This is a genomic window from Amphritea sp., assembly GCF_016744155.1.
Classification (GTDB): Bacteria; Pseudomonadota; Gammaproteobacteria; order Pseudomonadales; family Balneatricaceae; genus Amphritea.
The window spans coordinates 46,648-71,535 of record NZ_JADGEW010000023.1 but is presented as its reverse complement, the minus strand read 5'-3'; the positions used below and the strand labels follow the sequence as shown (position 1 = coordinate 71,535).

The 24,888-nt window shown below is 46.7% G+C and carries 23 protein-coding genes; 14 read left to right on the top strand and 9 right to left on the bottom strand.

Annotated features, from left to right (window positions below):
• On the bottom strand, window positions 1-526 hold a 526-nt coding region (locus tag QZZ54_RS15530; RefSeq protein ID WP_290703853.1), incomplete at its 3' end, for a LysE family translocator.
• Window positions 527-737: 211 nt separating this feature from the next.
• Between QZZ54_RS15530 and QZZ54_RS15525 the strand changes: the two genes are divergently transcribed.
• On the top strand, window positions 738-929 hold the full coding sequence (locus tag QZZ54_RS15525; protein WP_019621779.1) for a CPXCG motif-containing cysteine-rich protein: 192 nt from the start codon (window positions 738-740) through the stop codon (window positions 927-929).
• A 149-nt stretch (window positions 930-1,078) separates the two neighbouring features.
• Here QZZ54_RS15525 and QZZ54_RS15520 read toward each other — a convergent pair whose 3' ends face one another.
• Window positions 1,079-2,182 (bottom strand): phosphoribosylaminoimidazolesuccinocarboxamide synthase, encoded by a 1,104-nt coding sequence (locus QZZ54_RS15520; protein ID WP_290703848.1) that lies wholly within the window; start codon window positions 2,180-2,182, stop codon window positions 1,079-1,081.
• 316 nt (window positions 2,183-2,498) lie between these two features.
• On the opposite strand from QZZ54_RS15520, the gene QZZ54_RS15515 reads away from it, so the two are divergent.
• The gene (locus QZZ54_RS15515; protein WP_290703845.1) at window positions 2,499-3,902 is read left to right on the top strand and encodes an MFS transporter; all 1,404 of its coding nucleotides are present in this window, start codon (window positions 2,499-2,501) and stop codon (window positions 3,900-3,902) included.
• Here the strand turns inward: QZZ54_RS15515 and QZZ54_RS15510 are convergent.
• A complete protein-coding gene (locus tag QZZ54_RS15510; RefSeq protein ID WP_290703842.1) occupies window positions 3,899-4,717 on the bottom strand; it encodes a pyruvate, water dikinase regulatory protein in 819 nt (272 codons plus the stop codon). The genes QZZ54_RS15515 and QZZ54_RS15510 overlap by 4 nt on opposite strands.
• Before the next feature lie 182 nt (window positions 4,718-4,899).
• Here QZZ54_RS15510 and ppsA point away from each other — a divergent pair, with 182 nt between their 5' ends.
• Both ppsA and QZZ54_RS15500 read left to right on the top strand, forming a co-directional pair.
• Window positions 4,900-7,272: a phosphoenolpyruvate synthase gene (gene ppsA / locus QZZ54_RS15505; RefSeq protein WP_290703840.1), complete on the top strand. Its 2,373-nt coding sequence runs from the start codon at window positions 4,900-4,902 to the stop codon at window positions 7,270-7,272.
• Between the two features lie 46 nt (window positions 7,273-7,318).
• A complete protein-coding gene (locus tag QZZ54_RS15500; protein ID WP_290703836.1) occupies window positions 7,319-8,008 on the top strand; it encodes a pseudouridine synthase in 690 nt (229 codons plus the stop codon).
• Window positions 8,009-8,103: 95 nt separating this feature from the next.
• Here QZZ54_RS15500 and QZZ54_RS15495 read toward each other — a convergent pair whose 3' ends face one another.
• Window positions 8,104-9,234 (bottom strand): glycosyltransferase family 2 protein, encoded by a 1,131-nt coding sequence (locus QZZ54_RS15495; RefSeq protein WP_290703833.1) that lies wholly within the window; start codon window positions 9,232-9,234, stop codon window positions 8,104-8,106.
• 253 nt (window positions 9,235-9,487) lie between these two features.
• Here QZZ54_RS15495 and QZZ54_RS15490 point away from each other — a divergent pair, with 253 nt between their 5' ends.
• Complete coding sequence (locus tag QZZ54_RS15490) at window positions 9,488-10,633, top strand: hypothetical protein (protein ID WP_290703830.1); 1,146 nt, start codon at window positions 9,488-9,490, stop codon at window positions 10,631-10,633.
• Window positions 10,634-10,688: 55 nt separating this feature from the next.
• Here QZZ54_RS15490 and rrtA read toward each other — a convergent pair whose 3' ends face one another.
• The 3 genes from rrtA to QZZ54_RS15475 all read right to left on the bottom strand — a co-directional run bounded on the left by rrtA (window position 10,689) and on the right by QZZ54_RS15475 (window position 14,316).
• Window positions 10,689-11,318, bottom strand: a complete 630-nt coding sequence (gene rrtA, locus QZZ54_RS15485; protein WP_290703827.1) for a rhombosortase — start codon at window positions 11,316-11,318, stop codon at window positions 10,689-10,691.
• Window positions 11,319-11,325: 7 nt separating this feature from the next.
• Window positions 11,326-13,440, bottom strand: a complete 2,115-nt coding sequence (locus QZZ54_RS15480; protein WP_290703824.1) for a VIT and VWA domain-containing protein — start codon at window positions 13,438-13,440, stop codon at window positions 11,326-11,328.
• A gap of 141 nt (window positions 13,441-13,581) precedes the next feature.
• The gene (locus QZZ54_RS15475; RefSeq protein ID WP_290703822.1) at window positions 13,582-14,316 is read right to left on the bottom strand and encodes an XRE family transcriptional regulator; all 735 of its coding nucleotides are present in this window, start codon (window positions 14,314-14,316) and stop codon (window positions 13,582-13,584) included.
• A 333-nt stretch (window positions 14,317-14,649) separates the two neighbouring features.
• Here QZZ54_RS15475 and QZZ54_RS15470 point away from each other — a divergent pair, with 333 nt between their 5' ends.
• Window positions 14,650-15,204, top strand: coding sequence for a GNAT family N-acetyltransferase (locus QZZ54_RS15470; RefSeq protein WP_290703819.1), 555 nt, complete (start codon window positions 14,650-14,652; stop codon window positions 15,202-15,204).
• Here the strand turns inward: QZZ54_RS15470 and QZZ54_RS15465 are convergent.
• Window positions 15,157-16,041 carry a DMT family transporter gene (locus QZZ54_RS15465; protein WP_290703817.1) on the bottom strand — a complete coding sequence of 295 codons (885 nt, stop codon included), beginning with the start codon at window positions 16,039-16,041 and terminating at the stop codon, window positions 15,157-15,159. The genes QZZ54_RS15470 and QZZ54_RS15465 overlap by 48 nt on opposite strands.
• Window positions 16,042-16,176: 135 nt before the next feature.
• Between QZZ54_RS15465 and QZZ54_RS15460 the strand changes: the two genes are divergently transcribed.
• The 5 genes from QZZ54_RS15460 to QZZ54_RS15440 all read left to right on the top strand — a co-directional run bounded on the left by QZZ54_RS15460 (window position 16,177) and on the right by QZZ54_RS15440 (window position 21,174).
• Window positions 16,177-16,641 (top strand): DUF1499 domain-containing protein, encoded by a 465-nt coding sequence (locus QZZ54_RS15460; protein ID WP_290703815.1) that lies wholly within the window; start codon window positions 16,177-16,179, stop codon window positions 16,639-16,641.
• Window positions 16,638-17,150: a YgjP-like metallopeptidase domain-containing protein gene (locus tag QZZ54_RS15455; protein ID WP_290703812.1), complete on the top strand. Its 513-nt coding sequence runs from the start codon at window positions 16,638-16,640 to the stop codon at window positions 17,148-17,150. Before QZZ54_RS15460 ends, QZZ54_RS15455 begins: the two co-directional genes overlap by 4 nt.
• A 16-nt stretch (window positions 17,151-17,166) precedes the next feature.
• On the top strand, window positions 17,167-17,535 hold the full coding sequence (locus QZZ54_RS15450; RefSeq protein WP_290703809.1) for a DCC1-like thiol-disulfide oxidoreductase family protein: 369 nt from the start codon (window positions 17,167-17,169) through the stop codon (window positions 17,533-17,535).
• Window positions 17,536-17,676: 141 nt separating this feature from the next.
• On the top strand, window positions 17,677-18,099 hold the full coding sequence (locus tag QZZ54_RS15445) for a hotdog fold thioesterase (RefSeq protein WP_290703806.1): 423 nt from the start codon (window positions 17,677-17,679) through the stop codon (window positions 18,097-18,099).
• A gap of 177 nt (window positions 18,100-18,276) precedes the next feature.
• Window positions 18,277-21,174: an MFS transporter gene (locus QZZ54_RS15440; RefSeq protein WP_290703804.1), complete on the top strand. Its 2,898-nt coding sequence runs from the start codon at window positions 18,277-18,279 to the stop codon at window positions 21,172-21,174.
• A 77-nt stretch (window positions 21,175-21,251) separates the two neighbouring features.
• Here QZZ54_RS15440 and QZZ54_RS15435 read toward each other — a convergent pair whose 3' ends face one another.
• Window positions 21,252-22,421: a PLP-dependent aminotransferase family protein gene (locus tag QZZ54_RS15435; protein ID WP_290703801.1), complete on the bottom strand. Its 1,170-nt coding sequence runs from the start codon at window positions 22,419-22,421 to the stop codon at window positions 21,252-21,254.
• A 149-nt stretch (window positions 22,422-22,570) separates the two neighbouring features.
• Between QZZ54_RS15435 and QZZ54_RS15430 the strand changes: the two genes are divergently transcribed.
• Genes QZZ54_RS15430 through QZZ54_RS15420 form a run of 3 tightly spaced genes read left to right on the top strand, consistent with a single transcriptional unit; the run spans window position 22,571 to window position 24,806 of the window.
• Window positions 22,571-23,440, top strand: a complete 870-nt coding sequence (locus QZZ54_RS15430; RefSeq protein ID WP_290703798.1) for a helix-turn-helix domain-containing protein — start codon at window positions 22,571-22,573, stop codon at window positions 23,438-23,440.
• Between the two features lie 14 nt (window positions 23,441-23,454).
• Complete coding sequence (locus tag QZZ54_RS15425; protein ID WP_290703795.1) at window positions 23,455-23,862, top strand: GNAT family N-acetyltransferase; 408 nt, start codon at window positions 23,455-23,457, stop codon at window positions 23,860-23,862.
• Window positions 23,863-23,912: 50 nt separating this feature from the next.
• Window positions 23,913-24,806 carry an EamA family transporter gene (locus QZZ54_RS15420; RefSeq protein WP_366645732.1) on the top strand — a complete coding sequence of 298 codons (894 nt, stop codon included), beginning with the start codon at window positions 23,913-23,915 and terminating at the stop codon, window positions 24,804-24,806.
• Window positions 24,807-24,888: the final 82 nt, after the last annotated feature.

Sequence of the window (24,888 nt, the reverse complement as noted above, 5' to 3'; positions counted from 1 at the left end):
CAGGGATAGGTCCGTGTGACAAGAGTAAGGTCACTATGCTGTACCAGAGGCCGTCCACCAGCGCGGCGGTAGCTGTCATTATCAGTTGATCGGCCAGGGTTGCATCGGGGCTGACAAACTGAGAAAAAAGCGCGATAAAGAAGATGGCTAATTTGGGGTTGAGTATGGAGATGGTAGCGCCTTCAATTCCGGCCGTCAGAATTGAAGCCTTCTCTCCCGATTTGACTGTAAAGGTTGATCCTTTGCCTGCCCGAATCGCTTTAACGCCAATCCAAGCAAGGTAGCCTGCACCCAGCCAGGTGATTGCTTTAAACGCGATTTCCGACTCAGCCACTAAAATGGCCAGGCCTGAAATGGTCGCAAAAGCCCAGAGGCCGACACCGATAGCATGAAACCAGCTTGCTGCCAGACCATGGCTACGGCTGTTGCCAACCGTCTGTTTTAGAACGACAGCCAGGCTTGGGCCGGGTGACATAGCGCCCAGGCAACAGATGGCAAGTAGTGAAAGCCATGCGGTTAAAGTCATAAAGCATCCCTGGTAAAGAGTGGTTAAAAAAAGAGATATTGTCCCTGCTCAGCGTAATGGCTTAAACCCGACTAAGCTGATAGATGAAATTATATTGCAGACAAGCGATAGGGGCCAGAGATCTTAATGGCGAGACTATCAGAATTTTTATCTTGTCTGGTTTCACTTATAAACCGATGTGTAAGCTTAGCTGAAAGCAGAGGTGTCAATAATGCAAAGTCTGGAAACTGTGTCTCGTTCCTGCCCGTATTGTGGAGAGCCGATTGAGTTGTTGCTGGATTGTACAGAAGGCGATCAGCAATATATTGAAGACTGTCAGGTATGTTGCAGACCGATAACCGTTGATCTGCAATTGGAAGGCCCTGAGCCTGTGGTTATGCTGACTTGCGAAAACGATGCATAATAAAACGTCGTGAAAACTAATGTACTTGGCTATAGGGCGTTAACAATTCACTTAAAGTGCTCATTTACAAATGAGAACGATGCATAAAAAAAACGCCGCATCTTAGGAGTAAGAAACGGCGTTTTCTATCGACTTACGGGGAGTGATATTTAATCAATCAAGCCGTAGTCAGTACGCAGAATATCAACGATCTCTGCTTTAGGGTTTTCAGACAGCGTTAGCTTCTCGCCGGTAATCTTCTCGGCAATACCCACATAAGTGTCAGACACTTTTTGCAGTAGGGCAGCAGGTAAGGTGTTGTCTTTTGCCAGTGCGTAACGCTCTTCCATTCGGTCTTTATTGATCAGGATATCCGGGTCAGGGAAGTAGTTAAGTAGTTCCTGACGGAAGACTTCCTTGGAGTTCTCAACCACTTTACCTTCACGGTAAGAGGCGCCATCCCAGATACGGGATGAATCCGGTGTGCCGACTTCATCCATGTAGATCAGCTTTTCGGTACCTGAAGCATCGGTGACATAGCCGAACTCAAATTTAGTATCAACGAAAACCTGGTCAATTTTCTCAAGCTCGTTGCTGATCACATCGAAGCCTTCTTTGAGAAGCTTCTCGTAAACAGCGATGTCGTCCTGAGTACGGAAATGGAACGCTTCGTGATTATTGACGATGTCATCACGGGTGATGTTCACATCATCAACTTCAGGAACACCAGGGATATCTTTAAGGATACCTTTGGTGGAAGGTGTGATCAGCAGTTCAGGTAGCTTTTGATCTTTCTGTAGCTCATCGGCAATCTGGATGCCACAGAACTCGCGCTCGCCTTTAGCATATGAACGCCACATAGAACCGGTGATGTACTGGCGACAGATCGCTTCAATCATGACAGGCTTGGCTTTTTGAACGATCCAGACAAACGGATGCGGAATATCCAGAATGTGGCTGTCTGCCAGGCCGTTTTCACGGAACAGTTTGAACCAGTGATTTGAAATGGCATTAAGCGCAGCACCTTTACCCGGCACTCCATTCATACCGCCTTCGCCGTGCCAAATACATTCGAATGCAGAAATGCGGTCACTAATCACCATAATGGCAAGTGGTGCATCTGCGGCTACGTTATAGCCTTTTTCTTTAATCAGGCGGCGGCTGTCGGCTTCGGTCAGCCAATAAACGGAACGTACTTTACCACTGTGTACCGGCAGGTCGGTACGGATCGGCAGATCATTGTTTACTGCCAAAACCTTATCAGCAAGACTCATTGCAGACTGTCCTGTATAGCTTAATAGATAGAGAGTAGGGTGCCAGAAAACCGCGGCTTTCGCGACGGGTAGTGCGTTAATAGCACAGGGTTGGGCGTGATAGCAGCGTTCATTATGGAACCCGATGAACGGTGCTATTTATCGTCCGATTCTGGAACGGGGATATTACACAGAATTGTTATTAGCTGCCACTTTTTGTCCCCCCTTGAATGAGTTTACAAAATTGATTTTCTATCGTTGTCGTAAGGTATAAGCGGTATCGTAATTGTATAGCCTCTAGCTGCTATACTGCGGCCTCTGCCAATGAGGTCTATTTGTGTCTTCTAACGAAACGTTGTTTTATCAAGAAAACCCCAAAGCTGTCTGGTTTGTTTTAGCCAGTATCTGTCTTGCGATGTTATTAATCCCCATGACACTTTCGTCAGTTAATATGGCGCTACCGACTATCGCCCTCGAACTGCAGGCTGATGCTGTATTAGTGAGTTGGATACCTTCGGCTACGTTGTGGGGTAGCATCGTCCTTCTGTTACCGGCTGGCAGGGTTGCTGATATGGTTGGCCGAAAGCCGATCTATCTTATCGGTGTGGTGGGGTACTCACTGTCATCCCTGATAATTTTTGCTGTCGATTCCATTGAGTTTTTATTGATTGTTCGTGTGCTGCAAGGCTTGTTCAGTAGTCTTGTATTTGCCACGGCTATGGCGATTATTGCTGCTGTATTCAGCGACCGTAGTCGGGGGACAGCGCTAGGACTTGGCGCAACGTCCGTGTATCTGGGGTTGACCTGTGGGCCGCTTATTGGTGGCTGGCTTACCGAAACTTTAGGATGGCGCAGTGTGTTCTGGGCGCCGGTTGCGCTGGCATCGGTCGCTATAGTATTGGCGATGATCTATGTCAGAAATGATCATGATGCAGAGAAGCCCTCAGAACCTCTCGACTGGAAGGGTTCTCTGCTGTTTGTTGCGCTAGCCACGTTGCTACTGTTTGGCTTGTCAGGCCTGCCGGGACTCTATAACTGGTTGATGCTGTTGGCAGGCATTGGGCTGATCTTTGTGTTTGTGTGGCAGCAGAACAGTTGTGAGTACCCATTGGTACGTTTCAGTCTTCTGGCGGCTAACCGGGTTTTGAATCGTTCTCTGATGGCCAGTTTTTTTATGTATGGCGCGCACTTCCCGGTTCTATTTTTGCTGAGTCTCTACCTCCAATACCTGCAAGGTCTATCTCCCAGTGAGGCAGGCCAGCTGATTCTTTTACAGGCGCTCATTATGGCGATTCTGGCACCGATTTCAGGGCGACTGTCTGATCGTATTGAACCCCGTTTAATCGCCACGCTAGGGTGTGTTTTCTTTGGTATTGGTTTTGCGACGCTAATTTTTCTTGAGTCGGACAGCTCACTTAATCATGTGATTGTCTCGCTGTGTCTGCTGGGAATTGGTTTTGGTTTGTTTTCTACGCCGAACAACAATGCTGCGTTGGGCTCTGTCCCTAAAGAACGGCTGAGTATCGCTTCAGCATTACTCAATTTGTCCCGTACTAGCGGTAACATGTTTAGTATGGCGATTATTATGTTGTTAATGAGTCAATGGCTGGGCAGTGAACAGATCAGACCAGAGCGTTACCCTGACCTGATGATAGTCGTGAAGTTAGGCTTTGCCAGCGCTTGTGCTTATAGCTTCCTGGCCGCCTGGTTTTCCTATAGCAGGGGTAAAGTTACCCGCTAATTGATGCGTCGCTCCAGGCCTCTTTCCGCCATTATCCGGGTGGCTATCTCTTCAATGGAGAAGTGGGTTGTGTTGATATGAGGGAGCTTTTCTTCACGGAACATCCTTTCAACATTGCGGACTTCATCTTCACATTGGTCAAGGGATGAATAGCGGCTGTTGGGTCGGCGTTCGTGACGGATGGAAGCCAGTTGAAAGGGGTCTATGGTAAGGCCGTAGAGCTTATCCCGATATGGCAGTATGGCTTCCGGTAGCTGGTGGCTGGTGAGGTCCTGATCGGTAAGCGGGTAGTTGGCTGCCCGGACACCAAACTGCAGAGCCATATAGAGACAAGAGGGGGTTTTACCGCAACGGGAGACTCCAGTCAGAATAATATCGGCTTTATGATAATGCTGGGTTCTCGCCCCATCATCGTTATCAATAGCAAAGTTAACCGACTCTATTCTGTCCATGTAGCTGGTAACTTCGTTTATAGAATGGGATTTACCTACGCTATACGAGGAGTGGCTACCCAGTTCAAGTTCAAGAGGCTTAAGAAAAGCTGAAAATACATCTATCTTATAAGCACCGCTGGTGGCGATAATCTCGCGGGTGGCTTCATCGACAACCGTATCAAACACAATTGGACGTTGCCCGTCTTCAAGCATCACCTGATCTATCATATCAACAGCGGCAACCGCTTTTTCAATGCTGTCTACATAGGGAAGGGTGACCTTTTTGAACTGTATCGAGCCAAATTGAGCCAATAAACTATTACCCAGTGCTTCAGCGGTTATACCGGTACCATCTGAGATAAAAAAAGCGGTGCGTGTCATAGTGTAAAGAGGTCCTGCTTCATCAAAATGTATTGAAGGATTTCTATTATTACGGCTACAGCCTTCTGTGTATAGCCAGTAAATAGATTAAGCTTAAAATTGATCTACTAACTGCCACAGGCGGTTGAATTAAAGTATGATGCGGCTATAACAAAAGCAGCTTTATTAAGGAGTGCAGCGTTTTGCAGGACTATATCGTTCGTTTGGATCAGGTAGGTATGGATGATATCGACCGGGTGGGTGGCAAAAATGCCTCACTCGGCGAGATGATCACCGAACTCTCTGGTGCCGGTGTTAAAGTTCCCGGTGGCTTCGCCACAACCGCTGCTGCATTTCGGGATTTTCTTAGCCACAATCAGCTGGATGAGAAAATTAACGAAATATTGGCTCAGCTTGAGCCTGATGATATTAAAGCCCTGACTGAAACCGGTAGTTCGATTCGCCAATGGATACTGGAAACACCTTTTCCTGCTTCTCTGGATAAGGCGATCGAACAGGCATTTGCTGAGATGGGCGGTAATGACGATATGGCGGTGGCCATTCGTTCATCGGCAACCGCTGAAGACCTTCCGGATGCCTCTTTTGCCGGACAGCAGGAAACCTTCCTTAATATCCGCGGGCTGGATAACGTTAAAGCTGCTATCCATGAAGTATTTGCCTCTCTCTATAACGATCGCGCCATCTCTTATCGTGTACATCATGGTTTTGAACATCATGAGGTAGCTCTCTCTGCGGGAGTGCAACGGATGGTTCGCAGTGAAACCGGTTCTAGTGGTGTCATGTTTACCCTGGATACTGAATCAGGCTTTCAGCATGTAGTCTTTATTACTTCTGCTTATGGTCTGGGCGAAACAGTGGTTCAGGGTTCGGTTAATCCCGATGAATTCTATGTTTATAAACCGACTCTGCGTCAGGGCGCACCGGCAATATTACGCCGCAGCCTCGGGACAAAAGCGATTAAAATGGTTTACGGCGCTGAGGGTAATACTGCCAGCGCGGTAGAGACCGTTAAAGTTTCGCCAGAACAACGGATGCAGTTCTCGATTTCTGATGATGATGTTCAGGGGCTGGCAAAAATTGCCATGATCATTGAAAAGCATTATGGCCGGCCTATGGATATTGAATGGGCGAAGGATGGCGATGACGGCGAGCTTTATATTGTTCAGGCGCGCCCTGAAACCGTTAAGAGCCGTGATAAGGCAGCTGTCATTGAACGCTATCTGCTGACTGAAACCGGTAAGGTACTGCTTGAAGGGCGGTCTGTCGGTCATAGGATTGGCAGCGGGCCGGTTCGTATTGTCGAAAGTCTGAGTGATATGGACCAGGTTCAGCCGGGCGATGTGCTAGTCACTGATATGACGGACCCTGATTGGGAGCCTGTCATGAAGCGTTCTTCTGCCATCATCACTAATCGGGGTGGACGTACCTGCCATGCAGCGATTATTGCACGTGAGTTGGGTATACCCGCGATAGTTGGCTGTGGTGACGCGACTGAGCGCCTGATCGATGGACAAGAAGTTACGGTTTCCTGTGCCGAAGGTGATACGGGCCGTGCTTATGAAGGGCGTCTGGATTTTGAGCATCAGACCAATAAGGTCGATTCGATGCCGCCGCTACCCTTCGATATTATGATGAACGTAGGTAACCCCGATAGGGCCTTTGATTTCCAGGCGTTGCCTAACGCCGGGGTGGGACTTGCGCGGCTTGAGTTTATTATCAATCGTATGATCGGTATTCATCCTAAGGCGCTGATTAATTTTGACCAGCTAGATGCCTCTCTACAAAGCACCATTCAACGGCGCATTGCGGGTTATCCCAGTCCGGTTGAGTTTTACGTTGCCAAGCTGGTGGAAGGTATTTCAACACTAGGCGCAGCCTTCTATCCGAAGAAGGTTATCGTGCGAATGTCTGATTTCAAATCGAATGAGTATGGGCATCTTATCGGCGGTGATGCTTATGAAGCCCATGAAGAGAACCCTATGCTCGGCTTTAGGGGCGCTAGCCGCTATATCTCTGAATCATTTCGTGAATGCTTCGAGTTAGAATGCCGGGCGATTAAGTATGTTCGTGATGTGATGAAACTCACTAATATTGAGGTGATGATTCCCTTCGTACGTACGGTAGGTGAAGCTAAACAAGTGTCTGAACTGTTGGCCGAAAACGGCCTTCGTCGAGGCGAGAATGGCCTGCGGTTGATCATGATGTGTGAGATTCCGTCGAATGCATTGTTGGCAGAACAGTTCCTGGAATACTTTGATGGTTTCTCTATCGGTTCTAATGATTTAACTCAGTTAACCCTGGGACTAGACCGTGATTCTGGTGTTATTGCTCATCTATTTGACGAGCGAAATGATGCCGTGCGTAAACTACTGTCTATGGCGATTGAGGCCTGTAAAGCCGAAGGTAAGTATATCGGCATCTGTGGTCAGGGGCCGTCTGACCATCCCGATCTGGCGAAGTGGTTAATGGAACAGGGGATTGATTCAGTCTCTCTGAACCCTGATAGCGTGTTGGAGACCTGGTTCTTCCTGGCTAATGACGGTACCGACAGTTAGATATCTAATAAGTTTATACCGTTATCTATGTGCTCTTTGATTACTTATGCGCCTTGATAGATTCCTTCAGCTAAACAGTCCCTACAGTCGTCAGCAGATAAAACGGTTGTTGGCGACGGGGCAGGTAAGTGTTGCTGGGTGCTTTGTCACTGAGGGCACGGTTGAGGTTGACCGTTTCATTAGGATTGAGCTGGAAGGTCGCCTGTTGCAAGAGGCTCAAGGGTATTACTATATGCTCTACAAGCCCGCTGGTGTTGTTAGTGCAACAGAGCACCCGGAGCACAAAACAGTCCTTGAGCTTCTTCCAGAGAACCTTCGTGATGGCTTACATTTGGCAGGGCGTCTGGACCTCAAGACGACTGGACTTATGCTACTCACCAACGATGGCAACTGGTCTCGCAGAGTTACTCAGCCTGAGTCGACTATACCCAAAACTTATCATGTCACGACCAAAGATCATGTCGCTGTTGAGGCGGAAGATGTGTTCTCCCGTGGAATCTATTTTAGCTATGAAGGCATTACTACCCGCCCAGCGACACTTGAGCGGATCGATTCTTGTCATTCACGGCTGACGATTCATGAAGGGCGTTATCACCAGGTTAAGCGTATGTTTGGTTACTTCGATAATGAAGTTACTGAGCTTCATCGTGAGAGTATCGGTGATTTAATACTCGATCCGGAACTTAAAATGGGTGACTTCAGACCTTTGACGGCTGCGGAGATAGCGCTGTTCTGATGAGGCAGAGTAGTTTTCTAAGGCAATATGAGAAATTATTATTCTTATGAAGTGTCAGGCAAGCCGTTTTGCTTGACTTGCCTATCTGGTTTTCTTTACTTCAAATGATGAGGCTCTTTCTCTTCTTCAAGTATTTCGTCATCAAGCTGCTTGAAAACAAAAATTCTCGCCATCATAAAGTTAAAGCCCATCCCAACTAATACGCCAATAATCAGGGCAAAAAACTTATGCTCAATAAAAAACGGTACATAAGCTGTCAGTACTGTGTAAGCCCCAAAATTCATGGCGAAGCCGGCAAGCGATGTGGCTAAAAAGGATAACCACTGAGTAAGGTGCTTTGATTTTTCACGATGGGTAAAGGTAATGGTTCGGTTCCATATCCAGTTCCAGGTCGCTGCTGGCCAGAATGAAATCGCTCGAGCAAGGTTATGTCCAAGGCCAAAGTAGATTTGCAGGGCAAAATAAATCAAAGTATCGACTACAAAACCTGTGCCTCCAACGATACCAAATTGAGCAAACTCAGAGATAGTAGGGTATTTGAATCGGTACAAACGGCGAAGATGTCTCAGGTAAAGGAGTTGTTCTTTTAAACTAAGCTTACTTTCGCCATGCTCTCTGTCTTTGAAGTGTATCGGGTGCTCTCCGGGAGCATTGAATTCACCCTTGACCATAATTTCAAGGCCAATCTTATATCCAGTCGGTGTCAGGTGAGCGCAGGTTTCAAATTTTTCACGCTCAAATGCAAAAAAGCCAGACATGGGATCTTTAATATGACAGAGGGGAAGGGCTAGCCAGGTAGCGATTTTTGAATTTAGCAGACGAAAGAAGCCCCAGTCATCGTCAAATGAACCACCATCAATATATCGCGAGCCGACAACGAAGTCGTTCTGACCACTTTCCAGCTTTGCCACCATTGGCTGAACAGCAGTAGAAGGATGTGACAGGTCGCAATCCATGACGACGACATATTTGCCTTTAGCTTCTTCTATACCTCTGATAACGGCTGTAGAGAGGCCGCGCTCTTCCGTGCGGACTATGATTCTGGCAGGGATTCTGTCAGAAATGCTTTTTACCGCCTCATAGGAGCCATCCTGGGAGTTGTCATCAACAAATATGATCTCGAACGAATGACCGTCCAGTGAGCTGGAAACCTGTTCACAAATCAGAGGAATGTTCTGAACTTCTTGATAGGTAGGTATTACGATGGAGATCTTAATGTCAGACATATATCGCTTCAACACTCAGTCAAAAATAGGATAATGCTATAGATATCAAAGCAATATTACAATTCTTTCATCGATACGGATTAATAGGCGAGTGAGCGTTATTAGCTTTAATTCTTTTAGTTTACTAATGATAGCGTCATTAACTTTTTAATTTTGTTAAATGAATGTTCAGTATCAACTGGCATCTCTTGTTATAAGATCACCAACAAATTATTATCCCGAGCATTATAAGTAGTTTGTGAATTGGATTTTTATGACGACATCAGCCCCATCAAAATTGCTTGACGCTCTACTTTTCGTCTATGTGATCGCAGTGTTGATCGCTAGCTTTATGATCGCACCTATGCATGATTATGCGCTCTATTTTGCACATTGGGATCTGATTCTGAGTGGTGGAGATCCTTGGGCAAAAATTGATGCACCAAATGCATATGGTCCGGTTTATAATTTTTTTGCGTTGCCCTATGCACTGAATAGTCAGTTACCGAAACTAATATTTGTCAGTTGCTGGTTAGCCATAGTTATATATACGGTTCGAAAATTTAGCGCACTACAAAATGTAAGTGCTGCTGTTAAGTGGCTATTTGCTGCGTTCTGGTTGTTGAACCCATTCTTCATTGTCAGCACCTCTTTTTATGGTTTTAACGATAGTCTGGTCGCTTTGCTTTGCTTTCTTGGTGTGTTGCTTGCTGTTAAGGGGAGTAGTAAGACATCTTTGCTGATTCTGACTGTTGGTGTTTTAACTAAGATTTATCCTCTATTTTTGTTGCCGTTTCTAAATAAAGGTTGGAAGGATATACGCCGTAATATCCTTGTTTTTGTTGTTATGCTGTTTGTGGCCTATCTGATTACTTACCTTATATGGGGGCCATCATTCCTCGTTGCTTTCGGAAAGGCTAACGGTCGAAACCCAACGTTATTCTCTATTATGATGTTTTTGTACAGTGATTACTTTCCGTTCAAAAGTATTGGCAGTGTACTGATTTCATTGAACAAGCCCCTTGCTTTAGGTGCAGTTTTTTTTGTTTTTATGCGATTCAGGAAAGAAAAGTTAGAACAACATGCAGCATTTCTTGCAGGTTTTACCGCGCTCCTTATGTTTTATAAGGCCGGGCAGCAACAGTTTTATTTGGCATATTTCGCTATTTTCGCAGCATGGGTGGTGATTGAATTTCGAAAAGAATTACCGAATATGAAAGCATTTTATGCAGTGCTTTTACTTGGTTTTTGGATGATGCTGATGGCGGGCGTTGTTTATCCGTTGACCTCATATATGAGCGGGGAATATCTTTGGATACGTCAGGTGATAGGTCTTCCGACCTTTATCCTCTTATGCATTGTTTTCAAGCAATTGATCTTTCCATCTGAATTGAAGAATGTAACTCAGCATGACTCTTAAATCGATTAGCAGAGCCTCTCGGTTTCTGCTGAAGGAAAGCGACTGAATTATCTTTTCAGTTTTTATTTATTGGCAGATTGAAGCGCTGTTGTTCTAGGATGATTAGACAGAGCAGCCCACCAATAACGCCAGCAAGATGCGCCGCAGGATACGGTGGCCATGGGCTTTGACTTAACAGTGCCTGGCCGCTGAACTGTTCCCAGATTACTTTACCCATGCAGATCAGCATGGGCAGCCATCCATTCACTGATGGCTGCTTTAGTGCGAATATCAGTAGACTGATAAACAGCGGGGCAAAGAGTAGACCAGATAATCCTGCGTAGCTGCCGACACCGCTCCAGGGTGATAACAGTAACCCGTTTACGGTTATCAAACCTCCCAGTAATGACAGTAATAAAAGCCCTTTTGAATGCCTTTCCAGATAGCCTGCAGCCAGTGTAAAAGCCAGGATATCCCAACCCAGATGACTGGTTGATGTATGGCTTAGATGCCCGGATATGAGCCGCCATAATTGACCTTCGCCTATCAATGTCTGGTTGAAATAGCCCAGCTGAAAGAGTTCAGGAGACAAGCTGAATGGGAGAGCAAGCAAGATAATGCCGAGGGTTAGCAGCGGTATGGAGGTAAGACCTCCCGCGGAAGCGGGAGGGTTTTGTTTGAGTGATTTATATAGCCAGAGGTTCATAGCTGCCTCAAGATTGCTTACGGTTACGATTATTGCTGTATTGAACCAGTAGCAAGGCACCGATTAATAGAAGGACCCAGTGACCTACAGCGCCAGAACCACTGCCCAGCGATGCTCGGTTGTTCGATGGTGTAAACATAGGTTTCTGGGTGTCAGCTCGTACACTTTTTACCGGCTGCTGCTTCCGTTGTTGGCGGGCACTGTTTTCTGTATCAGTACGCTGCTGATTATTACGTTCTATATTGAGTTGCTTAAAAACTTCGTCCCGGACAACGAGCATGGATGTGTAGTCAGTGACTAAGTCATACTGAATGGCCAGATCGGTAATTGCCTGCTCAGTGTCTTCGTTACTACTTTCCCCAAGGTAATCCATTTTCGATTGCATGTTTTCAATACTGGAAAAGGCCCAGATCCGTTCCAGTTCAGGATGCAAAAGACTCTGTTCAGGAAGGGTTACTTCGGTACTGTAACTTCGACTTTGTTCACCTATTTTACCGGTGAGTGTTACTTGTACTGGGCCTGGCTTGCGATAGTGCCCAGCGATCGTCAACTGTTCGCCTCGGTAGAGAGAGTTAATCTGCTCAGGTGTGAGGTCGGTCACTCTGCCGCCATCAATTTTGAGTTCTACATCCCGTAGTGCCTGATGTGTCATCTTACTGGTGGCCAGCATCAGTTGGCCAACGATGTCATCGGCATTAGAAACACTGATGGCAAAACCGTTGGAAACTTTGGTCATTCCATCCAGCAGGGGACGGTTAGCGCTATTACCCATAACGAAAGTGAACAAACGGATGTCGGCTTTATCCATCAACTTAAGAAAGCGTTTTTTCTCGGTTACACCGACATTAGCGACGCCATCGGTGACAAGTATCATCGCAGTACTACGATCAGCATCAAGGTTCTTTAAACCCTGAGATATGCCGGAATAAAGATCGGTTCCGTTACTCGGTTGATACTGTTCTAGTTGATTCAGTAGTGGGTTGATAATCTCTGGCGTTACCGCTTGAAATCCTTTAGAGAAATCAGTGGCTGCATTGTTAAACAGAACGATTTTGAAACGGTCATCCGCCTGCAATTTAGCCAGCCCCTGTCGTACACCTTCAACCAGCGTGCTGTACTTACCCTGCATTGAGCCGGAGACATCTAGAACAAAGATCCAGTCTCGTCCTCCTTGCACAGCAGCAAGGTCGTCTCCTGGCGTCAGGGTCATCATAAATGTGCCTTGAGAGTCCGCAGATTCTTTGTAACTTATCAGATCGACACTACCGGGCAGGTCTTGTTTCAGGCGCCAGTAAACAACGATATCCTGATTAAGGTTGGCAGCGGGTAATATCCCAGTTGTTTGTTCTACGTTACGGTTCTGCAGCTTTACTTCTGAGCCTCGCTCATCAGATGATAAAGCTCCTGCTGTAAGAGCTCCTGACTGGTTAGCCATGCTGACCTGCCATTGGGTAGGGTTAAGTTGTTGAATCGATGCCTGAGGTTGTTGAGGGAGGCGGATAGAGTCGACCGGATAACCTGAGCCCAGAGTCATGTTGAAACTGAATTTCTCATCGACAACTTCATTTCTGCTCCAGAATGCGTTTTTCTGATCATCAACCCCGCCATCTTCTAATGGGTATACATAGCGTCCGACGCCAGAATCAACATGGGCAGGCTGAATATAAACTAACTTTATCCGCACATCGCTGTTTGGCTGTACCGGGGTGACGCTAATATCGAAAGTTTTATAACTGTCTTTCTCAACCAGCGCGGTTTCTCTACCGGCCTGTTTTTCTTGCTCATAAATCTTCCGTGCCTGCTGCTTTTTAACCACCTCGCCGGTAACGGGTTTACCATCTATCCAGTAAGTGAACTCGCCCACGGCTGCATGTTCGGGTACTGGAAAGCTATATATAGCCTCGAGTGCCTGATTACCTGGATTATGAAATACCTGTTCAATGCTGGTTACCGCGTAACTGTGCTCAAGCACCACATTAACGTGGTGTTCTTTGATGCTCAGATCAGGCTGGCTTGAATTGGCTGGTTTCAATAGTCCCGCCGCGTTAGCAACTGGGGCTATTGAACCGACTGTTAATGCTGCGCCTATAGCAATGGCGCCACTAAGTGATTTGATGTTCATGATGTTCCTCTGTAGATCGGCTGATCAATGTCGGAGGCATCATGGAAGATGAACAAATAGAACAGTAGTTAAACAGTCTGGGTATCAGATAGTGATACCTGAGGGTGAGTAGGTTAAGCCTGAGCTAGCAAAATTACCCCGTTAGCTTTTCCGATAGTTTTTAAACAGGCTGTATTGCCATTGTCGTATCGCCAGCACCATAGTGTTGCCATGCTTCTGTTCCATCGGCAGGGGAGCATCGTCACGAATCTGACTGTTAAACTCTTCTGCGATCCGTTCCATCTTCTTCTGCATAGCGAGATTGGCCTCAGGCGTTAAGACCCCGTTCAAAACGATGAGCTTCTCATGTTGTTTATCAAACCTGGAACGAAAGAAATCCTGTTCTACTTTTGCTTGAAAAAACTGCTGGATTGGGCCATTAGGTAACCAGGAAAAGTTAGGGTCAACCAATAGCTTCACTCTGTTATTGGGTTGGAGCTCTATTATCTTTAGTCGATCAAGCTGTGCCAGTTTGCGGATACACTGATGCTCATCGAGCTCATAATGGGTGACGATGTCAGCATAGCTAAAGCCATTGATGACACTGACCGCAACCAGTAATAGTTCAAGATCTGAGGCGATCTCCTGTTCCTGTTCTCGGGTCAGACGTGTAAGCCGCTGCTGTTCCTTTGCCATGAGTCGAAACAGGCCGGTCAACTCAAGCCCCGCGAGTTCTGCAATGACTTCAAGCCGTTGCAGTGTGAAGTTTTGTTCTGAAAACAGCCGCTTGACGGAGGCCTCACTGAGATCCAATGCTGCAGCGACATCGATGTAGGTTTTACCCTGAGCCTTGAGTTGTTTTTTTAAGGTTTGCACCAGTGCTGCTGTCTGAGCCATAACGGATATCCTGATCGGTTATAAAGTTTTGCATTAGGGAAGGGGCGAACAATTGCCAATACCCAGGGGCATGCTCGAACCTTTGATAGTATTAAAACAGTACTAAATCTCTATGGCTAGATTCTTAACGTATTATATTTTGATATTTATACCGTTATCAATAGAGTTGATAGCATCAGAGCTACCCTTCAGTTAATTAGGTTAAATAGGGTGGGCTCTTTAATGAACATCGACTACTTGATATAAATGCAGGTTAAAGATGAAATTCAGATACACACTTATTCGCAAGGCAGATTGCTGGCGATAAGTTTCATAGGCTTTTTGGAGGTTTACGTGAGTTATCAAGTTCCTGTACAGGTCGTTACTTCCCGGTTACAACTCGATAAAGTGAGTATTGATGACTGGCCTGAACTTCACAAATATTATAGTGATGTTGAATTGACGCGTTATACCACTGGCCGTCCCCTTAATGAAGGAGAGAGCTGGCGAATCGTGGCTGCATTAATCGGGCATTGGGAGATCCACAATTACGGACCTTATACGGTTAAGCTTAAAGATTCAGGAACTGTTGTAGGTGTTATCGGGCTTTGGTATCCCGGAGACTGGCCTGAGCCTGAAATTATGTGGTCATTACTGCCGGGGTTTACAGGCAAAGGTTATGGTCGTGAAGCGGCACTTGCAGTCAGAGATATGGCCGCCGAATATTTGCCTGAACTACATCTGATTAGCCTTATCTTTGAACAGAATCATCCTTCGAGAATGCTTGCCGAAGCGGTAGGTGCTCGGTTTGAAAAGCGGATGCTATTTCGTGACAAGGAAGCGATGATTTATCGGCATATCTCATCGCGGGATTCGCGTAAGGGCGATGCCGGCGAGAATACCAACTAATGCGATCAGGCTTGTAGAAGGGACGGCATCGCCAAGGATCTGTGTACCCGCGAAATAAGCTACCACCGGGATGAGAAAGTTACAGTTAGACAGAAAGCTTGGGCCTGCACGGTTCACTACGATGAAGTAGATAATAGAAGCAAAGCCTGCTGGCATTAATCCCAGCCAGATAACGGCTATGAGTGCATCTGGTGTTGCTGCATATACTAATTCATCAAAAATATTGGCGCCATTGATGACGACCAATGGCATCACTAGCAACAGTGCAGATATCAACATTCCTGCGCCTGCAATTAGCGGATTAAATTTAGGAAGGAGTCTTATCAGTACGGTGTTTAACGCATAACTACTTGCCGCTGCAAGAATGGCTAATGCTCCAAGAAGATCAATGCTGCCAGCTGCAAAAGGGTTGAGTAAAACAGTCACACCGGTAAATGCGAGAATAAAGCCGATGATTTTGTAGCGGTTTAGCTGTTCACCTTCAACAAAGTAGTGCGCAATTAGCATGGTGACGAAAGGCATTATAGCCATCAGTACACCGGTGCTTGCAGAGGTAACCGACTGCTGGCCCCATGTAATAAGCATAAAAGGTAGAGCGCTGCCGAATAGCCCCAGTAGCAAAAAGCTACCCCAGCTCTTGAGATTGAACGGTAAGCGTAACCCCCTTGAATATGCAAACAGGGTAATGACAAGTGCACCTAAACCTATGCGCAGCAAGGTTATGGTGACTGCAGTGAGTCCTCCTTCGATAGCGATTGAGGTCACCATAAAAGAGGTGCCCCAGACGACTATCAGGATGCTAAGAAGAAGCCAGTTGATCAGTTGAGGGGTTAGCACTGTATTCAGACTGTTTCGCTATTATTGAGAGAGAGCTAGTTTATACTAGGTTCTTTGGGAATGCTTAGACTGCCTTACCTTATTACAGCTTATGTCCCGATAGTTAACATTCAACTTTTCATTCTAGGTATTGAAATGAAACAATTTATTATGATCGCTCCTATGGTGTTAGTTGGGCTGTTGTTACTAGTGTCAGGTTATTTCGCGCTACAGGGTTACAATTCGCGTAGCGCAACATCACCTGGGCTTTCAGAGGGTTTGCTAGCCCCCTGTGGTTCTAAACCAAATGCCGTTTGCAGTGAAGTGGGCACCGATAGCGCCCATTTTATAGAACCAATTGGCTTATGTGTTTTGGATCTCTCTTCGGTTGCTAAGGATGTCGAATCATTGGGCGGTAAAGTTGTCCGCTCTGACACTAATTATCTAGCCGCTGAGTTTAAGTCCAGTTTATTCGGGTTTGTGGACGACTTGGAACTACGTAAAGATAGCGTAGCCGGTGTGATTCATATCCGTTCAGCTTCCCGGGTGGGTTATTCCGACATGGGCGTAAACCGTAAGCGGGCAGAGCAGCTTCGGGCATTGCTGGAAGGCCGTGGATGAGCCAGCGAAAATCAGTTGATTACCTGGCAGGGTACTCACCAGAGCTTAAGCAGCAAGCGGATTCACTAATAGACACAGGGAAACTCCCGGACTATCTGCGTAAGCGCTATAAAGGCAATCATACTATCGCCAGTTCCAAAGCGCTTTATCAATATACTTTAGAGCTCAAGAATAGTTACCTGCGAAAATCAGCGCCGCTGAGTAAGGTGGAATATGATGACAAAATTGATGTCATTCACAATGCTCTGGGGCTTCATACCCATATCTCACGGGTACAAGGGAATAAATTGCGGGCGAAAAAAGAGATCCGTATCGCGTCTCTCTTTAAGCGTACTCCTGAGCCTTTTCTGCGCATGATAGTTGTCCACGAGTTAGCTCATATTCGTGAGAAGGAACATAACCGTGCTTTCTATAAACTCTGTCAGTATATGGAGCCGGATTACCATCAGCTTGAGTTAGATCTGCGACTTTACCTTACCTGTCTCGACCGGTTTGGCTCGGTATTTTAATTATGTACAAATTATTATGTCTGATGAACGTTCTATAACCGTTTTTTATGATGGTTCCTGCGACGGTTGTGTGCAGGATCGGATGTACTATGAATCTCTGCAGGCAGCAGATGATGCCACTGTGATTTGGTTTGATATTACCGGGCAAGAACGGCAGCTTAGGGAGTGGGGAATTGATCCCCATAAAGCGTTGCTTGAACTTCATATTCGCGATTCACAGGGTGAAATTCATTCTGAACTTGATGCCTATAGGCTATTGATGCGCCGGGTACCGCGCTTGAAATGGCTTGGCTGGTTGCTCGGCTTGCCGCTAATTCGAGCCGTATCCCGTTACCTCTATCACTGGTGGGTTGAGCGGCGGTTACGCAAGGAGGGGCGCTTATAGAACTAGTGCCTGCTTTTCCCTACATTGCTGCTAAGTCTCGATCGGCATCTGACCGTAGATGTTAGTTTTCTGACAGGATATGTCCTTTTTCAGCCCTGAGGTTCAGGTTAAATTGTTTCTTTCTAATCAAAGGAACAGATTATGCCTATCTGGAAAACAGAGATGAGTGTCGAGCAGCTGCAGTCTTTTACCAAAAACACATTGGTAGATCATCTTGGGATTGAGATCACTGAAATCGGTCCTGACTATGTTTGTGCTTCTATGCCCGTTGATACCCGCACCCATCAGCCGATGGGCCTGCTCCACGGTGGCGCATCAGTGGTTTTAGCTGAGACGCTGGGTAGTGTTGCTGCACAGTTAGCGGCTGAACCAGGGCACTCATGTGTGGGTCTTGAAGTGAATGCTAATCACCTTTCAGGTATTAGCACCGGAAGGGTTTATGGCAAGGCCTCACCGATTCATATCGGTCGTTCAACACAGGTCTGGGATATCCGTATTAAAGATGAAAATGATAAAGCTATCTGCATCTCGCGGCTAACGATGTCGGTGCTCTCAAAAAGATAATCAAAATAGCCCAAAATTTGGGTAAAACGTCTCTAATTCTGTCGTAAATAGATAATTATATAGTGTTTCATTTTGGGTTGTGGTGCTAGACTGCCCTCATACAAAGCTGGCTTAAGAAGCCGGCTTTTTTTGTTTTTTGAAACCTTTATTCAGTCAGAATTTTAGAGAATACGTTTAGTGCGAAATACCCTGTTGCCTTTAATAGCCTTGTTTAGCAGCGCAGTGATTCTTTATCTGGGCATCGGGCTTATGAATATTCTAGTGCCTTCTCGTATGGGATTGGAAGGCATGTCTACCGATACCATCGGTATGGTGCTGTCGATGTTTTTTGTCGGCTTATTTGCCGGTGCGATTTACAGTAAACAGTTGGTTAAACGTGTCGGCCATATTCGTGCCTTCGCAGGTAGTGTCGCGATTGAAGCGATCTGTATTCTTGCCTTTACGCTTGATACCAATGCTTTCCTTTGGGGCGTTCTACGGGTATTGCTGGGCTTTAGTCATGCTTGTTTGCTGACGGCGATGGAAAGCTGGCTGACGGATAGTGCTTCTGAGGAAAGCCGGGGTAAAGTATTAGCGGTCTACAACGCTTGTATCCTGGGCGGCTTATTCGGTGGGCAGTTTCTGATGGGGGTTGCAGACCCCTCCGATAGCACGTTATTCATTATTGTCGGAATGCTCTTCTGCATGGCGGCGTTACCGATACTCTTCAGCCGCGCTCAAGGGCCGGTTATTGAAACGATTGCGCCCATGTCAGTCATCTCACTGTTCAAAATATCACCGCTGGGGGTTGCTGCCTGTTTAATCTCAGGAGCTGTTTATTCTGCACTGTTTAATATGCTACCCGTGTTTGCCGCGGAATATCATATAAGCGGCTTTCAACTTTCGCTGTTTATGGGGTGTGCGATTATAGGGGCCTTTGTATTACAGTTTCCTGTAGGGTTGCTGTCCGATCGTTTTGATCGTCGATCAATTTTACTTGTACTGTTGCTGCTTTCGTCGGTATTGGGTCTCGCGATTATTCCGCTGGCTGAACGGGGAATGATAGTGGGTATCTTTATTCTCAACGGTGTAGCTGCAGGTATCGTCACCTGCTATTACCCACTAAGTGTTGCCGAATCTTTTGATAAGCTGAAAAAGACCGAGATGGTGTCAGCCATGGGAAGTTTACTGCTGGCGTTTGGTATCGGTGGTGCAATCGGTCCTTATGCGGCTTCTGTGGTGATGCAGGTATTCGGTAGTTCTAGTCTGTTCTACTTCCTCGCTATCCTTCAGATTCTATTAGCTCTGTTTACGGCGTATCGAATGACTGTCAGTAAGGCGTTGCCAGTGTCTGATCAGGAAGACTTTGTCATGCAAAACGCCGCGCTTTCTAGCTCGGTTGGCCTGGATCCACGAACGGAATATGTAGAGCCTGATGCTGCTCCTAGTTCTGCAGCAAGAACGGCTGTTCTGATTGCCGAATCTGACCCTGCTGCAGCGGTAAATATGGCACGAGCTTTAACCCGGAACAATCCAGAAAAAGGCACGGAAGTTGCGGCCGCAGTCGCAACAGTACCTGGCATTGATGTTATGCGGCTCTATGAAGTCATGAAGGAGACGGCTCCCTATCAGATTCTTGAGATTACCCAGGCTATCGTTAAAGCTAAACCAGAATTAGCCCCCGAACTGATCTCGCAACTGGCCGTATGGTATCCGCAACAGGTGATAGCAGTAGCGATTGAGGTAGGGCGGGTGTTTCCTGAAATGCGTCTAGAGATGGCGCGAATTGCTGTGGCCTCGGCACCAGAATCGGCTACTCAGGTGGCTGAGTATTATTCAGGGCTGTTAGCAGAGGAATGGGAAGCGGTTCGCCCAGCGGATAGAGATGAGGATACTAGTGAATCCGATGCTATGAACATAGCATCAGAGTTGTGGGAAGCAAATCCAGAGCAGACGTTGAATATTGCGGTAACCGTTGCTGAATCATTTCCTGAAACCGCGGTGCCAATGACCGAAGAGTATATGGCGAATTATGAGCAGGATGCCGTTGAGGATAGCGCTTTGGTAGATAGAGATGGTGATACAGAGGTCGAGGCAGAAGAATATTCAGATGCAGTTGAATGGGTCTCCAGAATGTCTGAAGCTGCGCCGGACCAAGCTTTGGATATTGCTGTAACAGTTGCCGAATCCGTACCTGAAACCGCAGTGCCTATGACCGAAGGGTATATGGCAAATTATGATTCTGACAGTATAGAGGAAGCTGGGGGCTCAGGGAGTTCTGCTGCTGATTCAAGTAATGAAGGCCAGCATTCTGATGCGATTGAGTGGGTCTCCAGACTATCCGAAGCGGCACCGGAGCAGGCATTGGACATTGCGGTGGCAGTGGCTGAATCGGTACCTGAAACTGCGGTTCAAATGACCGAAGGGTATATGGCTAATTATGAAGAAGGTTCTACCGAGGAAGGCGTTACCTCGGATACCGATGATTTAGCAGAATCAGCTGACTATCCGGATGCGGTTGAATGGGTCTCCAGAATGTCTGAAGCCGCTCCTGATCAAGCGATGGATGTTGCTGCTACCGTGGTTGAAGCGGTGCCTGAGTCTATGCTTGAGATTACTGATGAGTACCTATCAGTTTCCGAGGAGGAAGAAGAGGCATTAAGCGAGACTGACGGAGTTTTAGATCCTATCGAGGAGGGGGCGGAAGTCATTGACGATGATGAGCATCAGAAAGCCATTGAATGGTTAACCCGAATGTCAGAACTGTCACCGGAGATGTCCCTAAACCTTGCAGTAAAAATTGTTGAAGCGGTACCGGAGAGCGCAGGCTATGTCGCTGCTGAGGTCTCCAGACTGTTGCATGAAAGTCATAACGAAGAGAATACTGGGATCATAGAAGAACCCGCCAGTGAAATTGAAGATGCGGTTGAGGTGGTTAACAGACTCAGCGAGGCTGCACCGGATAATATCGAAGATGTTGCCATCGCCGTGGTCGAAAATATTCCTGATGCTGCCTCTGAGGTAGTTGATGCGATTAGTGATGGGATGGAGGCTCGTGAGGGCGAGTGGGTTGAGTCCATTGATAAGAACAGTTGAGTGATAAGAGTAAGAGATCAATAGGGTTTAATAACTGTATTTAATTGTATCGATCTCTTTCACTATTTTTTGACCGTTCAGGATGAGCTCTCAAGAGAGTTGGCTAACCTGGATACCGCTTCAGGAATAAGAGTAGGCTCGGTATTACTAAAATTCAGTCGGATGGCGCTATCCTCGGCGATTACCCCTTCAGGGTAAAAGGCAGCTCCGGGAACGACGGCTAATTTGTGCTTCAAGGCCCTTGCCGCAACGTTAGTTCCGCTACCCTTTGTCAGTTTTAACCAGATAAACATCCCGCCCTCAACCCTTTCAAACTGAACCTGATTTCCTAACTGCTTTATAAGTTCTGATCTAAGTTGTTGATGACGACCCCTGTAGCTGTTTCGCAAATGTGCCAAGTGATCAGGGTATTTTGGGTGATTAAGTAGCGCGTTAATTAATGCTTGCTGTGGTAACCCTGTATGCAGGTCAGTCGCTTGTTTAATACGTTCAGCAATAGCTATAAATTCAGCCGGTCCACTCATCGCGCCAAGCCGGATACCCGGAAAACCTATTTTTGAAAATGATTTAAGGCTGATACAAACCTCTGGGCATAGAGGGGTTAGTGATGAGCACTGTTCACCAGAGAAGCGTAATTCGCGATAGGGAGAATCTTCAATAAGAATGACGCCATAGTGGCGGCATAGGTTGGAAACTCTGATTCTAGTCTCTTCTGACCAGGCCTTGCCAGTGGGGTTATGAAAGTCAGGAACTGCATAGAAAAGCTTAACCTTGCCTGTTTTAAAATGGCTTTCAAGCTGAATCAGATCAGGCTTTGACCCAGCCTCGCCAGCCTCGCTGATATGGTACAGCGGATATATCTGAGCGCCTGACAGTTGAAAAGCTTGTAACGCACCAAGATAAGCAGGAATTTCTGCTACTACGCCGTCACCAGGGTTCACAAATGCGCGGGCGATCAGGTCGATCCCCTGTTGGCTGCCGTTACAGATTAACCATGGGTTGTTCTGTTCTGGGTACAGTTTGTTCAATGTTGTTATCAGAGGGGAGTATCCGCGACTGGCACCGTATTGGAACAGCTCTCTATGATCGGCGAGTGATTCGCATGAAGTACGAATAAGATCTACCGGCAGTAAAGATGAAGCGGGTAGGCCACCTGCCATTGAAATCATGTCAGGTTGGCTCGCAGCACTTAGAATTTCTCTTATGTAGGATGGCTTTAGTGAGCCTGCGGGGCTGGAAAATTGCATATTGCAGCTTCTCTGGATGGGTTATTTTGATTGTTTCCAGAGTGTATGCTCGAGTTAGGTAATGTATTTATCCATTTATGCTTTGTATATTATCCATATATGATTTATTTTTTGTCTATATATGCTAATAAGTTATAAATTGAGTCAATATGGCTGCTATACAACAAGAAGCGCGAATTAATGATGTTCTTTATCATATTCATCGGGATCTGAGCGCGCCTTTAACCGGTGCTGTTCTAGCGCGGGTTGCTGCTTATTCGGAGCAACACTTTCACCGGGTATTTCGAAGTGTTACCGGAGAGTCTCTGCATCGATATATTCGGCGGGTTCGATTGGAACAGGCGGCAAATCATTTGATGTTCGAACCCGGCACACCGGTACGGGATATCGCGTTGAAGTCTGGCTATAACTCGTTAGCTTCTTTTACCCGTGTATTCGGTGAACAATTTGGTGTCAGTCCAGGGCGCTGGCGAAATCAGGAACGCCCACAGAGATTGCCTTATAAGAACGACCCTGAGATTGCAGCAGGAGCTAAACGAATCGCTGATTGTTCTCTGCCTTTACCCGATCTGATTGAGTTACCCGACCAGCCGGTTGCCTATATTCGCCACCTGGGTTACGGTCGCTCGATTAAAACGGCCTGGCAAATTTTGCAAGCCTGGGCTGTTGCTGAGAACCGTCCATTTAACAAGCAAGTGGGGCTACATCATTCCAATCCGGCGTTGACGCCATTAGATCAGTGCCGTTACGTTGCCTGTCTTGGTATTGATCGGGCAATTACCCGACGGGGTCTGGTAAACTCACTGGTGATTCCTGGCGGGCTGCATGCAAGATTTAAGTTTAGTGGCCAATATGGGAATTTGTTACCCTGGATCACCCGCTTACAAGACGAGTGGTTGTCAGGGTCCGGGTTTAAAGTGGGTGCTACACCCGCGTTTGCAGAATATCAGCGTAATCAATTTATTGACCCTCAAGAGCGGTTTGAGTTGTTCTATTACCAACCGGTTTCTCTTTATTGAAAAAGGAATATTTAATGAGCATAGAGATTAGTTTGTCCGATAGTCCTGAAGTGGATGAGGTACTAGAACTTTACCGGGGTAATAACTGGTCTGCAGCGGATAAACCGGAAAAACTGATGGCCGCTTTGAAGGCTTCCCACAGTCTGGTAACGGCCCGGGATGGCGGTAAGTTAATAGGGATTGGAAATGCGATCTCGGATGGCCATTTGGTGGTGTATTATCCCCATCTATTGGTTCTGCCTGAATACCAGGGGCAGGGAGTTGGAAAAAAACTGATGCTGGTTATGCAGCAGCGTTATCAGGGGTTTCATCAGCAGATGCTGACTGCTGATGGTGATGCTGTTGGCTTTTATAAAGCAATGGGCTTTACCCGAGCCGGCAAAACAGAGCCGATGTGGGTCTATGCGGGCAATGATCACTAGTCATTAGCGCTTTATTCTTAGATTAGTTACAGCCATTTTATTTTGAACCGGTGACCTCCTTGAGCCATTCTCGATTTGCCCGTTTAGTGCCATTGTTTTTTGTTTTACTTTGGAGCACCGGCTTTATTGGTGCAAAGTACGCTTTACCCTATATAGAACCTTTCTATCTACTCTTTATCCGTATGCTGCTGACCCTGGCCGTATTTACGGGACTGGCGTTGTTGTATCGTTCTCGCTGGCCTTCCCTGCGACAGGGTGGGCACCAAGCGGTCGTCGGTTTTCTGGTACATGCTTGTTATCTGGGTGGGGTTTTTGCGGCTATTAAGTGGCAGATGCCGGCAGGCATTACTGCGATTATCGTGGGCTTGCAACCCTTATTGACCGCTCTGATTGGCTGGCAATGGCTGGGGGAACGCTTGCGTTCATTGCAATGGTTTGGCTTGTTGTTGGGCCTGTTAGGCGTAATAGCTATTCTACTCAGCGGTCAGAACAGTGAAACCCTGATTATTCGGCCAGAGGCTATTGTGGCAGCATTGTTGGCTCTGGTGGGCATTTCATTGGGTACGCTGTATCAGAAGCGTTTTGGCGGGCAGGTAGATCTTTTAACTGGTTCTATCTGGCAGTATCTCGCTACAGCTGTAGTGATGGGTGTGCTGGCCTTTTTCTTTGAAGAACGCCAGATTGAATGGAACCTAACGTTAGTGTTGGCTCTTGGGTGGCTGGTGTTTGGCTTGTCTATCTCGGCAATATTGCTACTGATGTTTATGATCCGCGAAGGGGAGGCAGCCCGTGTGGCCAGCTATTTTTATCTAGTCCCCCCCGTCACGACATTGGAAGCCTGGATACTCTTTGGCGAATCGTTAAATTGGATTCAGGTGGCTGCCATTATGGTCACGGTTTGCGGTGTATATCTGGTATTGAAGCCTCGTAGGGAAGTAAGTTGAGCGTCAGTGTTGGTTTCGCCTTGCGATCTGAGTCATCAACCTAAAGCTTTAACCTTTTTGACGGATACTGTAGCTATCTGCC